This is a genomic window from Carnobacterium sp. AT7, assembly GCF_000171855.1.
Classification (GTDB): domain Bacteria; phylum Bacillota; class Bacilli; order Lactobacillales; family Carnobacteriaceae; genus Carnobacterium_B; species Carnobacterium_B jeotgali.
The window spans coordinates 21,618-35,683 of the sequence record NZ_ABHH01000014.1; the positions used below are offsets into that span (position 1 = coordinate 21,618).

The 14,066-nt window shown below is 33.3% G+C and carries 11 protein-coding genes; 4 read left to right on the forward strand and 7 right to left on the reverse strand.

All coding sequences use genetic code 11. The features are described 5' to 3' along the window. Positions 1–79 precede the first annotated feature (79 nt). Positions 80–1,306 (reverse strand): ABC transporter permease, encoded by a 1,227-nt coding sequence (locus tag CAT7_RS06775; protein ID WP_007723619.1) that lies wholly within the window; start codon positions 1,304–1,306, stop codon positions 80–82. Next, on the reverse strand, positions 1,303–2,040 hold the full coding sequence (locus CAT7_RS06780) for an ABC transporter ATP-binding protein (RefSeq protein WP_007723620.1): 738 nt from the start codon (positions 2,038–2,040) through the stop codon (positions 1,303–1,305). The genes CAT7_RS06775 and CAT7_RS06780 overlap by 4 nt, the downstream gene beginning before the upstream one ends. 194 nt (positions 2,041–2,234) lie before the next feature. Here CAT7_RS06780 and CAT7_RS06785 point away from each other — a divergent pair, with 194 nt between their 5' ends. The 3 genes from CAT7_RS06785 to CAT7_RS06795 all read left to right on the forward strand — a co-directional run bounded on the left by CAT7_RS06785 (position 2,235) and on the right by CAT7_RS06795 (position 4,303). Next, positions 2,235–2,666 carry an HIT family protein gene (locus CAT7_RS06785; RefSeq protein WP_007723621.1) on the forward strand — a complete coding sequence of 144 codons (432 nt, stop codon included), beginning with the start codon at positions 2,235–2,237 and terminating at the stop codon, positions 2,664–2,666. Continuing rightward, positions 2,666–3,013 carry a YtxH domain-containing protein gene (locus CAT7_RS06790; RefSeq protein WP_007723622.1) on the forward strand — a complete coding sequence of 116 codons (348 nt, stop codon included), beginning with the start codon at positions 2,666–2,668 and terminating at the stop codon, positions 3,011–3,013. Before CAT7_RS06785 ends, CAT7_RS06790 begins: the two co-directional genes overlap by 1 nt. 270 nt (positions 3,014–3,283) lie before the next feature. Beyond that, on the forward strand, positions 3,284–4,303 hold the full coding sequence (locus CAT7_RS06795; RefSeq protein WP_007723623.1) for a peptidylprolyl isomerase: 1,020 nt from the start codon (positions 3,284–3,286) through the stop codon (positions 4,301–4,303). A gap of 71 nt (positions 4,304–4,374) precedes the next feature. On the opposite strand, the gene CAT7_RS06800 is transcribed toward CAT7_RS06795, so the two are convergent. From CAT7_RS06800 to CAT7_RS06820, 5 genes are all read right to left on the reverse strand, one after another. Next, entirely contained in the window at positions 4,375–5,343 is a 969-nt protein-coding gene (locus CAT7_RS06800) for a 3'-5' exoribonuclease YhaM family protein (protein WP_007723624.1), read from the reverse strand. 34 nt (positions 5,344–5,377) lie between these two features. Then, positions 5,378–8,221 carry an ATP-binding protein gene (locus tag CAT7_RS06805; RefSeq protein ID WP_007723629.1) on the reverse strand — a complete coding sequence of 948 codons (2,844 nt, stop codon included), beginning with the start codon at positions 8,219–8,221 and terminating at the stop codon, positions 5,378–5,380. Beyond that, a complete protein-coding gene (locus CAT7_RS06810) occupies positions 8,205–9,458 on the reverse strand; it encodes a metallophosphoesterase family protein (RefSeq protein ID WP_198008048.1) in 1,254 nt (417 codons plus the stop codon). The genes CAT7_RS06805 and CAT7_RS06810 overlap by 17 nt, the downstream gene beginning before the upstream one ends. Before the next feature lie 114 nt (positions 9,459–9,572). Then, a complete protein-coding gene (locus CAT7_RS06815; protein WP_007723631.1) occupies positions 9,573–9,917 on the reverse strand; it encodes a YlbF family regulator in 345 nt (114 codons plus the stop codon). 103 nt (positions 9,918–10,020) lie between these two features. Beyond that, positions 10,021–12,165, reverse strand: coding sequence for a PBP1A family penicillin-binding protein (locus CAT7_RS06820; RefSeq protein ID WP_007723632.1), 2,145 nt, complete (start codon positions 12,163–12,165; stop codon positions 10,021–10,023). Between the two features lie 493 nt (positions 12,166–12,658). Here CAT7_RS06820 and CAT7_RS06825 point away from each other — a divergent pair, with 493 nt between their 5' ends. Next, complete coding sequence (locus tag CAT7_RS06825) at positions 12,659–13,996, forward strand: hemolysin family protein (protein ID WP_007723633.1); 1,338 nt, start codon at positions 12,659–12,661, stop codon at positions 13,994–13,996. The last annotated feature ends 70 nt before the right edge of the window (positions 13,997–14,066 follow it).

Here is a 14,066-nt window from a genome sequence, read left to right on the forward strand (position 1 = left end):
AATAGAATAATTTTTTCTATCATACCAAAAAAAAATGAACTGTGCATTTTTAATTTAAAAAATAAGTTTACTTTCTCAATTATCTCTGTAATTTAATCATTCTATTTAGTCGATGAGGTAAATAGAACTGGCAAAAGCCTAAGTTGAAGGTTACACTGATTGTCAATAGAACCAGTACTTCTATAATGGACAAGTGAACAGCAGATACAACAGTAATCAATAAACCTTCAACAAACAGTAATGCCAATAATACTTTTTTAAGAGACTGAAGTTTATCATCTTGCTTTATAGGGTATAGAACATTTAACGATAAGTTATCAAAATGAAAATAAAGTGGTAAAAGTTGAAAACCTGTTAAATAGAGAAATACAATTGTTAAAAAGGCACTTAACATAAAGGAATTGCCTAAGCCACTAAGCAACATAGCGATAACCAACAATCGAACATATAAACCGCTGTACTCAGTACCTCTTAGAAATGCTCTAGCGTATAGATAGTAAAAAGCATTGCTGTTGTTTTTTTGTATCGGTTTCAAAAAAGCATCTAAATAGCCTCTTCTTTTAACAGAACCTTTTAGTGCAGGAATATCGGTAAACAAATTTATAAACTGATAAATCCGCTTCATTCTATTCGATTCATCTTTTATCATCTTTTCCCATTGATAAGTTTGATAATCATTTTTACGATTAAGTAATAAGCGGTAACTTATCGTTAAAATGATAGCAGCTACTAGTCCAACAATTGGACTGATAAATAGAGCAAGAATATTAACAATGAAGAAAATACTAAATAAGATAATTTGTATTTTAACCCATTCTTTAGATTCTTTTATTTTCAAATTTAGCATTTGTACGTTGAGATCTACTTCTTTCAAAATGATTAATATCACCATAAAATAGATCATATCTGAAAAAGCAAATCCAGACATAGCAACTAATAAAGGCATTATTGCACCAATAATTAACACAATAGCAAAAATAGGTAACCATAGACTTCTCCATTTTGCTTGTTTAAAATATTCTGCCATAGCTTTTTCTTTAGGCAACAGGAACACTGCATCAGCTGGCTGAACAAGTGTTCCTAACTTTCCAATACCTAATGTAGCTGTAAAAACAACAACTCCTATCAATTGGCCTTTCACGTCATAAGAAGTGATTGTTTTCAAATAATTTGAGTAGGCATACCCCATAGCACCGACTAAAAATAAACAAACAATTACAAAATGATCATTGAATATATACTTTGAGTACTTCATCATTTTCTTTTGATGCAGCTTAACTCGTTGCTTCCATATTTCTATCATCATTTACTATCCTCTTCTTTTGTTAATTGGATATACAATTCGTCCAATGTTGCATTAGGCATGTTAAAAGTTCTTCGTAAATCTTCTAATGTTCCTTCAGCTTTTACTTTGCCATCATGTAATAAGACAAACCCATCACATTGTCTTTCAGCTGTTGCTAATATATGCGTGGACATTAAAATTGAAGCACCTTGTTTTTTCATCTCTTCCATTAATTCCAAAAGTGCATTAATGCCTAGTGGGTCTAAACCTAAGAAAGGTTCATCTATAATGTACAAACTTGGTTCTACTAAAAAAGCGCAAAGAATCATAACTTTTTGCTTCATTCCTTTAGAAAAATTAGCCGGAAACCATTCTAATTTATTTTCTAACCTAAATGTTTTTAATAGTTTATTAGCGCGCTCTAAAGCAATCTCAATTGGGATATCATAGGCCATTGCTGTAATTTCAATATGTTCTTTTAAGGTTAATTCTTCATATAAAACCGGAGTTTCAGGAATGAAACCAAATTTTTTCCGATAGGTTTCTTTATCTTCCTTTAAGGTCAAACCATCAATACTGATTTCCCCTTTTTGAGATTGTAAAAGACCAATAATATGTTTTATAGTCGTACTTTTTCCTGCCCCATTTAAACCAATCAATCCAATTAATTTTCCATCTCCTACTTCAAAAGATACATCTTTTAATACAGGTATTTGGCTATAGCCTCCTGTAACATGTGATACTGTTAAACTCATAGTTTTTTTAGTCCCTTCTGCACAAGTTAATGTAGTTATTGTACCATAAGAACGAATGAGAATCTTTTCTCTTTTCATGTGTTACCGTTTCACTTTCTTTAGCTTTTATGATACATTTATTAGATAAGAGAACCTATTTCTCTATTATCATTACCTTATATACAAAGATTTTATAGTAGAAAGAAGGATACTAAATGGCAGATTGTATTTTTTGTAAAATTATAAATAATGAAATACCCAGTAGAAAAGTTTATGAGGATGACGATATATTAGCATTTTTAGACCTTACACAAGTTACACCTGGTCACACATTAGTAATCCCGAAAAAGCATGTAGCCGATATTTTTGAATTAGATGAGATTTTAGCAGCTACAGTTGCCAGTAAAATACCAACAATTGCAAAAGCAATCAAGCAATCCAATCCTGCAATTAAAGGTATGAATATTATAAATAATAATGGTACATTAGCTTATCAATCTGTTTTCCATTCACATATACATATCTTGCCACGATACGATGAGCAAGATGATTTTTCAATTCATTTCGGAGACCATTCCGAGAACTATACACCTGAAGAATTAGATAGTATCGCGTTAACAATAAAAAGCAAATTGGAGGGATATTAATGTCTAATCACTTTATGAACGGCTTATTTTTAGGTGCTGCTGCGGGAGGAATATATGGACTACTTAAGTCTCCACGTACAGGTAAAGAAAATAGAGTTGCACTAAAATCTTATGTTGATGATACTACTTTACTGGTTAATGATGTTTCAAAAAGTGTCAATGATTTAAAAGGGGCAATTGCTCAATTAACAAATGAAGGAAAAAACTTAGCTGAAGAATTTACACAAGATGTGAAAGAATCGGTTGATGAATTTTCATTTGAGGCCGAGCCTCGTTTACGCCGTATTCAAGAACATACTGAAAAATTAACAGCTGATATGGAAGATTTGACTCAAAGCATGAAATAATGTCGTTTTATTCTATTATTTTAAGAGAGATTGGGCAATTGTCCCAACCTCTCTTTTTTTATCTTCAACAAAAAGGGAATCTGCTTTACCAGTAAAAACTGAACATCATTCGCAATTCCATCAGTTTGTGTTTTTTTTGTGATTTTTAATTGACTTTAAGCCAAATAATGGGATTTTAGTTTTTTTTATACAAATGAGTATGGTATATTTATATCTGTGATTACGAAATATTTATTTACAGCAAAATAAAAGAAATGGATGTGTTAAGAAATGAAAAAATTATTACTAGCTACAGCTACTATCTTAGCAGGATTTACAATTGCAGGTTGTTCTGATAGCACTGTTGCCTCTTCAACTGCAGGAAAAATTACAGAAGAAGAGTTTTATGCTGAAATGAAAGATACTGTTGGATCAAGCATGTTACAACAATTAATCATTGAAGATGTTTTAACTGATTTATACGGAGATAAAGTTACCGATAAAGTAGTAGATAAACAATACACTACTGAAGAAACTTCTATGGGTGGAGCTGAAGCTTTTGAATACCTTATGTTGCAACAAGGTTATACCCCTGAAAAATATAAAGACACCATTCGTTTAAATCTTTTAATTGAAGCAGCAGTAAAAGATAAAACTAAATTTACTAAAGAAGAAATTCAAACTGCTTATGACGCATATGTGCCTTCTGTTAAAGCAGCTCACATTCTTGTAGAAGATGAAGCAAAAGCAAAAGACCTTATCGCTCAATTAAATGATGGTGCTGATTTTGCAAAACTTGCTAAAGAAAATTCTGCAGATACTGCTACTGCAGCTAATGGCGGAGAAGTTACATTCTCATCTGGTGAAATGGTCCCTGAATTTGAAGAAGCAGCATATGCTCTAAAAGAAGGCGAAATGACAACTGAACCAGTTGCTACAGAATATGGTTTCCACATCATTAAAATGATTGATAAACCTGAAAAAGGAACATTAAAAGAAGAAACAGATACAATCAAAGACCAATTATTACAAACTAAGTTAGCTGATAGTGCTTATATTCAAAAAGTTATGTCCGGAATTATGAAAGATGCTAACATCATCATTGAGGATAAAGACTTATCTAATGCAATGGATGCTTACTTGGGAACTGAAAAAGATTCATCTGCTAAAGATTCTGCTACTGAAGAATCAGCCGTGAAAGAATCTACTACTGAAAAACCCGCTGCTACTGATTCTGCTACTGAAGAATCTGCTGCTACAGACTCTTCTGCTACTGAAGAATCTGCTGCTACAGACTCTTCTGCTGAATAATCCAGTACACGAATAAAAAATCTCAATAAAGTAAAAGAGCGCTAGGACAATTGCCCTAGCGCTCTTTTACTTTATTTATTTTCACTCGTTTTTTCTGGTTCATTAGGATTATAGAACGTTCGATTATCTAATCCAAAAATTCTCTCTGTAAACGAACCTGGTTCGGTTCTATCTAACGCCGTGTTCAACATATTAATCGTTGCATCTAAATTATCGATCATAAATAAAATTTCAGCTTCTCTTAATTTTGGTCGAACTGGCGAACCATAATCAAGTTGACCATGATGAGCCAGAACCATATGTTTTAAAAGGAGCACATCTTCACTTTTCTCATCAATTTTTAGTGCAATACAAGCTTTAGTAATTTCTTCATCTACTATCACAATATGACCTAAAAGATTCCCTTCCAAAGTATATTCAGTAGAAATAGGACCAGAAAGTTCAATGATTTTACCCATATCATGCAAAATAATTCCTGCATAAAGTAAAGGTTTATTAATATCTTTGTATTGAGCTGCTAATGTCTTTGCAATTCTTAACATTGAGATGGTATGAAAAGCTAAACCACCAGTAAAAGCATGGTGAAAACGTTTGGCTGCTGGATGTTGAAAGAATGGTTTTTGATAATGATTTAATAAATAACGCACAATACGATTCATATTAGCATTTGTAATTTCAAATATAGTATCATTTATTTCTTCCATCATATCTTCTTTTTTTAATGGTGCTCTTTCGACATATAAATCTGCATTATCTGGATCGCCTGATTTTGTTACAGCAATTTTAAATAGTTTGATTTGAGGATTTCCTTGGTAAAGTTCTCTTTTCCCTGAAACCTTTACAACTTTTCCAGCAGTGAAAGCCGCAATATCTTCTTCTGATGCATCCCAGTATTTGCCATCCATTTGACCACTTGTGTCTTGAAATGTAAAAGCAATGAATTTTTTACCATTCTTCGCAACTCGGATATCGGCTGATTTAATTAATAAATAAATATCGAAGGTTTCATCATTAGTGTACTCAAATAATTTCTTTTCCATTTGACTCCCTCTTTCTATAACTAACTTTTCTTTATTATAACATTTCTATCTGCTCTTTTCGAAAAACATCTGTTACAGATTCATCAAATGTAAAATAAAACACTTGCATATCTTCACTAATTTTCTGTAATAGCTGATACATCTCATTTTTTCGTTGGTTGTCAAAATTCACAAATCCATCATCAACTAATAAAGGCAGTTGGATTAGATCGCTCGCATTTTTCACAAATGAAAAGCGTAAAGCAACATAAAGTTGTTCAGCTGTCGCTTGAGAGAGTTCAAAAGCTTCAAATAAAGTACCGTCTTTACGTTGAACAGTAATCGTCTGGTCCTTTAAAAAGACTTTTTGATAATTCCCTTGTGTCAAAATAGTAAAGAAATAGGTCGTATCTCGAATAGTTGCTGGAAAACGGTCTTTTCTAGCTTCTGTTAATGTTCGTTCAATAAGTTCAGCCGCAATCTTATATGTGGCCCATTCATCAACCAAAATTTGTGTTTCACTTTTTAAATTTGCATATTCTTGTAGCAACTCAGAATATTCTCCACCGACTTCTAAGTTTTTAAGTGAAACTTCTATTGCAATTTTTTTGTTTAGTTTACCTTCAATTACTTGTTTCAAGTTTTGCAGTTTTATTTTTATTTCCTGAATACTTTCTAATAATGCTGCTTTATCTCGGTACGTTTCAAGCAGCGCACTGTACTCACCAACTTGCTGTTCTAATAAATTCAGTCGAGCTCTTTTTCTTGCTAATTCTTCATCCAGTACATATTTCTTACGAAACTCATCTTCCGTTTTTACTTTAACAGAATGGAGCAGACGTAAACGCTTTTGCTCGTACTCTTTTTGTTGCCTAATGAGCTGTTCAATCCGTTGGTCTATTTCTTGTTGCTGCTTTGTAAAATCTTTGATTTTTTCTTCATCAGCTGTCGCTTCCTTGAAAAAATGTTTTATCGCCTCAACTAATTGTTCATTATTAGTCCAATCAACAAAAATAATTGGCTCCAAATAATTGATTTTTTCTTTCCATGATACGATTTTTCTTTCCAAATTGATTAAGTGCTCTTGTATTTCATTAGTATGAACTGTTTTTTCCCTTATCCCTTCAAACATATCCGTTTCTTGGATTAATTCGTTTATTAAATAATGAGAAGGGTAACCATATTCCTGTTTAAATAACCGAAATTCTTTTTCCCATTCAACATTTTGGCTCTTAGCTTCTTCAATTTGATCACTTTTCTCATTTAATTCAAGAATCACTTGATCAATTTCTGCAAGTTTTTCTCTCCATTGTTTTCGGATTTCCGTTTGTTGAATATATTCTTCAAACGAGTACGTAGATTCCTTGATTTCTTCTCTTTTATTCGTAGCCTTATTGTTCTTAACGATTGACCACAAACTGTAGACAATTAATCCAAAACCAGCAATCATGAGAACCCATCCAATTTCATTCGAAAGGTATTGACCTAAAACACTTATCAATAATCCTCCCATCAAACTGATAATGGTCCCTTTACTTGGTGCTTTTTTTATTTTCTTTGCTACCTTAGTATCCGCACGTTGGTTAAGATTACTTTTTTCTAGCTGATTTTCTACTTCTTGATACGTTTGATTATCCCATAATCGTTTTTCTAACTTATCAAGTTGATCTCCTAATGATTCCTGCTGAAAATTTAAAAATGCTATACGTTCAGTTAATTGAGCTAATTCTAAATCTATTTGATTCTTTTTATCTTGTAATTTAGTTATTTTATTTCGACAATCTACAGTCATTACAGCTGGTATATTTTCTTGCTCCAAGAGTCCTAAATGTTGCTTTTCACGTGATAATTGAACTTGCGTTGATAAGAGCGTTTCTTTAACAAATGCTGTCTCTTGTAAGATTGCTTGAATATCATCTAACTGATCAATCAGTTGAGTAATCTCAGCTCTGTGTTCGTTAAAAACTTTCAGTAATCGTGTCTCTTCAGTTTTATCATTAAGGTAATTCATTTTTTCTTGCTGTTGACTAATCGTTAATTTTAGTTGATTTATTTCTTGGTTATAATGGTTCAGTTGATACAATCCATCTTTAGGCAGTTCGACAAGTTGTTCTTTCTCTATTTGATGCTGGATATCTTGCATTTCGCTAAACAGTACCCAGTTAGCTTCCAATTGGTTTAACTTAATCACTTTATCTTCGTAATGAGTTCGTTGTTCCCTTAAGCTAACTAACTCTTTTTCTAAGTTACCTTTTCCAAGCAGCCAATCCATATACTGGTTATTTTTTTCTTTAGCTACTTTCAATTGTTTTCTTTTAGTTTCAACCTCTGCCATTTTTTTATTGATGACCGTTACTCTTCCATTAGGCTTAAATAATTTGCTTGCTTCTATTTGTAATTTATCCGCAACCTTTAATAATTGCTCATTCCCAATTGTTCCTACACTCAAAAAATAACGGTTCAATTTTTCGCGATTTAATTGCTGTACTTTTTGTAGTCCAGCTAAATTAAAAGAAAATAAAGCTTGATAGGTCGTCTTGTCAAGTCCAGATAGAATTTTTTCAAGCCATTCTTCTCCACCTGTATCGCCATTGGCAAAAGTTACCGTCACATTTCCGTTTGCTTTTCCTCTTACACGTTCAATTTGAACATCGCCATACTGTGTACCCGTTAAAAAGAGTCTGCCCCCATATTGACTACTGCTCTTAGGTTCATATCTTAATTCGGAACTTAACTTAGAGGGAAAACCAAAAAGGATACTATGAATAAAGGACATGATTGTTGTTTTTCCGGCTTCATTTTCTCCATAGAATAGTTGCAAATTAGTTATATGATCGATTTTATGGTCTACCCATTTTCCATAGCCATATATTTCAATTGATTCAATCTTCAAGGTCATCACTTCTTTCAAATCCTAGTTGATTACGGACCATCTCTTTGGCATCTAGTACAATTTTTTTCCGGTACTGTTCTTCACGTGTTTCTACAACATCGTCTATTCCAGGAAAATCAAAAAGTGTATTTGTAGTTTCATTAAATAAATTTTCCATCTCAATTTCGTGTAATATTTTAGTCCATTCATTTGGAAAAAGCTTTTGGATAGCCGGTATATGATTCTCAGCTACCGTCTGCAACTCTATCTTGTGAACCCAGACAAACGTGTCTGTTTTCGGAATTTGCTGTAAAGCTTCCACTAATTCGCCTTGCTTAATTTTTTTTATAACTCCGTCAAGTAAATGCTCATTATCTGTCAAACGGATTGAAAGAAAGAGACTGTACGACTCATTTTGTTGTTCTTCTATAGCCGTTTTCAAAGCTTTATATACAGTATCTAAATTCTTCATTTCTTTAACAGAGAGTTCAATTGTTTTCCATTGAATAACTGCAGTGGAACAAAACTCAGTTGTTACACCTGATTCAGTGATAGTTACTAATTCAAACCCTTTATCTCCACTCTCTTTGCTACTTCTTCCTTGAGTATTTCCAGGATAGACAATTGGTGGATTTTCAGCTAAGTGCTGTCTTTTGTGAATATGACCTAACGCCCAATAATCGTATTTTTTGCTTCTTAATTCAGCCATCGTAAACGGCGCATAATGTCCATGTTCTGACTCTAACCCTTCTGAGAAGCCATGCAACATGCCTATATGATACGTTGCGCGAGGGTTTCTTTCTGGATAATTTGTAATTTTCCTTTCAAGAACCCATCTTTTGTCATAACTAAAACCGGTAAGAGCAATTTGTTCGTTTTCTTTGGTCGTTAGCCATTTCGTTTCGACCGTTTCATCAAATAAAATAACATTCTCAGGCATATCTAAATGCAACCCAGTGTTTTCTATGTAATCGTGATTGCCATGTAATAGATAAACAGGTATGTTGAATTTATTTAATCGCTCCATTTCATTTCGTAAATAGGCTTGAGCTTTGACGCTTCTTTCATCGTTATCGTAAATATCTCCAACTAGACAGACAAAGTCTACATTATTTTGAATTGCACGGTCCACTATTTTAGTTAAGGCTGAAAATGTCGATAAATAAATAGCGCTCCATATATAATCAGGCAAGTTCTTCAAGCCAATAAAAGGACTATCCAAGTGCAAATCAGCTGCATGAATAAATTTTACCATTAGAATCATTCATCTCCTTCCATACAAGACCCTTTTTCACAAGGGCACATACGTTCCTTTATTATCAGAAAAAAAGAACTCACTACTCTTTTATAATAGTGAGTTCTTCTTAGTCATCTATTCTTATCCTTGATAAACATCTTGAACGGGCTTCATGATGATACGATTTAAGTCTTCGATTAATATGCTTAAACGTTGTTCAGCTTCCATTAATTCTTTAATAACATCATTTTCACCAGAAGTTTGAGCTAAGTTTTGAGCTTCAGCAATTTCATCTTCAGTGATTTGTTCACCTGACATTTGTTTTTGTTGTAATTTCATTTGAACCTCTTGGAAATCGTGGTACATTTTGCTAGCTGCTTCATCTTTTTTCACTTCATTAAAAGCTGCTACTAAAGTAATGTACTCTTGACTATCTCTTAATTCTTTTTCTAGACTATTAGCTGTATCATAAATGTTCGTACTCATTATAAATTTCACACTCCAATTCGAATTTTTGTTCTCATCTTAGTAACTATATCATTTCAGCCATCTTTTTTCCATTATTCTCATCTAAATTACTAAAAAAAATCTATTGAGTCACTCTGTTTGTAAATTTATCCAATAACCCACCAAATTTATCCTTCAAAATTTCTGATCCTTCTTTTACTTTCCCACCTATTGAATCAACTGTATCTTTTAGGCCTTGTTTCCAGTCGCTAGAATCCACGTCATTTTCTGCTTTTGCAGTCACGATTTCTTTAGCACTTTCTGTATTAAAAGCAGTCTGTTCAGTATAAGGAAGAATATTCTCCATTTGTAGCTTAAATAATGGACCTACCCCAGTAGAACTTCCTGTTGTCATATAATGTTCTTCATCCGTTGGATCAAATCCCATCCATGTTGCTATCACGATGTCTGGCGTATACCCGACTGTCCATTGATCTGTTGTACCACCTTCATCATTAAAGGTTACCTCTGTACTTCCAGTTTTACCAGCAACCGTATAACCTGCAGGATCATTGTTTCGTGCCGTTCCATACGAAAATACGCCCATTAACATACTAGTCATTTGTTTTGCTACTTCTGGTGTAGTGACCTTTTTCTTTTTAGGTTCCGTATTGTCGACAATAATTGCACCTGTTGCATCTACAATTTTCGTAATAAAATGACCTTTACTCATAACACCTTCATTAGCAAAAGTTGTGTACGCACTTGCCATTTGAAGTGGCGATACACCTTTACTCAAACCACCTAATGCAAGACCTAAATAGCCATCTCCTTCAGGACCTTCAACAAGAGGAATACCAAAATCTTCAACTTTTTTGAATCCTTTATCTAATCCAATCTCATTTAAAAGCCACACTGCTGATGTGTTTTTACTCTCTGCCAATGCTTGGTACATTGGAACTTCTCCTTCATATTGATGGTCAACATTTTCAGGAGTATAATCATCTTTACCATAAGAGAGAGGTTCATCGACAAGCATTGAATCAATGCTGTATCCTTGTTCTAACGCTTCTGTATAAACAGCTAAGGGCTTCATAATAGAACCCGGTTGTCTAACCGTTTGAGTCGCATAATTAAATCCTCTAAAAGAGTGTTCTTTTCGTCCTCCATAAATAGCAAAAACGCCGCCTGTCTTTGGATCTAGTGCCACAGAGCCGCTTTCTAGGAGTGTTCCATCCGCTGCATTTTGAAACAAGTAATTATTTTCATACGTTATATCCATCGCACGTTGATAATCTTGATTTAATGAAGTATAAATTTTATACCCTTTATTTAAAACTTCTTCTTCACTTAAACCATATGTGTAGATTGCTTCATTTACGACTGCATCAAAATAAGAAGGATATTGATAACCTTCCTTTTCAGAATAGGCATCTACTAATGATAATCCTTCAACTTTTATTGTGTCCACTTCTTCTTGAGTTACAATTTCATTTGTTGCCATTAAATCTAGCACGGTATTTCTCCGAGAAATAGCATTATCGTAATCATCAATAGGATTATAATTTGTGGGTGCTTTTAACATTCCAGCTATCGTTGCTGCTTCTGATAAGTTAACATCTGCTGCAGATTTCCCAAAGTATTTTTGTGAAGCATCTTCTACACCCCACACTCCATTTCCAAAATAAGAGTTGTTAAGGTACATTTCTAGTATTTCATCTTTGGTATATACTTTTTCAATTTCAATAGCTAAAAAGAGTTCCTTTAATTTCCGAATAAAGGTTTGGTCAAGTGTTAAATAAGCATTTTTAGCTAATTGTTGAGTAATTGTGCTTCCGCCACCAACAATATTTCCACCATTAACGACATAGCCAACTGCTGCTCTTGCAATTCCAATTGGATCGAATCCTGCATGTTTGTAGAACCGTTTGTCTTCAGTTGAGATAACAGCTTGTTCGATTGATTCAGAGATTTCATCAACCGAAACGAATGTCCCTTTTTGTGAGTAAAGTGTTCCAGCTTCTTCGTTATTGACATCATAAATCGTGGTTGTTTGTTCTAGTCCAGCTTTTAGTGTAGAGACATTTGCTGTTTTTGCTAAGTACAGTAAATAAACACTAGATACTAAAGCTATTGTCAACATAACTAAAATAATAATTTTAGTTATGTTGTATTTTTTCCAAAAGCGTTGTCTTTTTTTATGGAACTTTATTAGATAAGGTTTAGCCCATTCCCAAAGTAGGAGCAGCTTTTTTTTTATCTTGGTTAAAAAAGAAGATTCATTCATTCACATTCATTCCTTAATAGTAGTTTTTAGAATTGAGCTTATTTTTATTTAGTGTATCAAAAAAATAATGAAGACACATCCTACTTAAGGAGGATATGCCAATAGATCAATTCGTTTGAAATTAGATAATTTAGTTGGTTTTCTTACTTTTTTCTTTATCATTTTACCATATTGATGTAGAGTAAAGTTAAAGACTTTGTTAAAATGAAAAAGCTGTTTTATTGTTTGACACAAGTTTTTTATATTTTAAAGATGAGGTGAGACCTTGGGACAGAAAAATTAATAAGGGTATTGATCCATCAAAAGAATAGTTTACTTGATATAGCTGTTTCTTTGGGTCTTTTTCACCATTGTATCTACCCTCTTCCTGAGGAATTTACTATCTGACCACTGAAATTGCTCTTTGTATACTAAACCATCATGATAAGCATCATTAGAAACTATACTACAAGGAGGTGAAGTCTACGTTAAGCTATGCAACGTAGACAACAATTTGTCAATTACAACCGGAATCATTGTATTCTTTATTATCCTATTTCTTGCATCATTATTTGTGATGTCAGAATTTGTACTCGTCCGTATTCGCCCATCAAGATTGGATTACTTAATTGAAAATGGTGACAATCGCGCGATACTTTTAAAAGAAATGACACAAAAATTAGATACTTATCTCTCCGCTACCCAACTAGGTGTGACGATAACTTCACTAGCAATTGGGTGGTTAGGAAATCCTACTTTTGGCCGTTTATTCGACCTCATATTTTCATCTTTTGACGTTCCGCCTTCTGTCTCAACAATTGCTTCAGTTGTTTTATCTTTTGCCATTTTAACTTCTCTTCAAGTTATTATTGGAGAATTAGTACCTAAAAATATTGCAATCAATAAAACTGAACAAATTGGACTCTTCATTGCTAAGCCTTTACAGATATGGTTCAGAATCATGTATCCGTTAGTCTATGTATTGAACCGAATTGCAAATGGTATTTCACGTCGAATCGGTATGAAAAATATCAGTGAGCCAGAAGAAGGTGTTTCTGAAGAGGAACTACGTATCATTATGGGAGAGAGCCTAAAAAGTGGTGAAATCAATCGTGATGAATATCAGTTTGTAGAGAATGTCTTTGCATTTGATGATCGAATGAGTCGTGAAATTATGGTACCTCGTACGGAAATGGTGACTGTATCAACTTCGATGACCCTAAGAGAAATCGCTCAATTGGTCAGCAAAGAACGTTTCACAAGATACCCCGTAATCAAAGATGGCGATAAAGATATTGTCTTAGGTATTATCAATACAAAAGAGATTTTTGCTGTTTATGTTGACGCTGTAGAAGCAAAATTATCTGAAACCTTTAGTTTTGCGGAATACATTAGACCGATTATCTCGGTTATTGAAACGATTCCTATCAAAGAACTTTTAGTAAAAATGCAAAAAGAACGCAATCAAATAGCTGTTCTTGTCGATGAATATGGCGGAACTAGCGGTATTATCTCAATGGAAGATATTGTAGAAGAAATCGTTGGCGATATTAGCGATGATTACGAAATGGTTGGTGAACCAGAAATCAAAAAAATTGGTGACCATCATTACCGCGTAAGTGCTAGAATGTTGATTGATGACGTAAATGATATTTTTGGTCTTTCTATTGAGGAAGAAGATGTCGATACCATTGGTGGCTGGATGATGAATCAAAAATACGATATTTCTATCGGAGAAGAATTAACTTTTAATAATCATAGCTTTAAAGTCATTAAAGCTGGTAATGGAACGCTTGAAGTGATTGATATTTTAAAGAAAACACCTCAAGTTGCTATGAATGACCTAGAATAAATTACTTTTAAACAAAAAAGAGCACAGAGTTCAGTATACTCTATGCTCTTTTTTATCTATTTTTAATGGC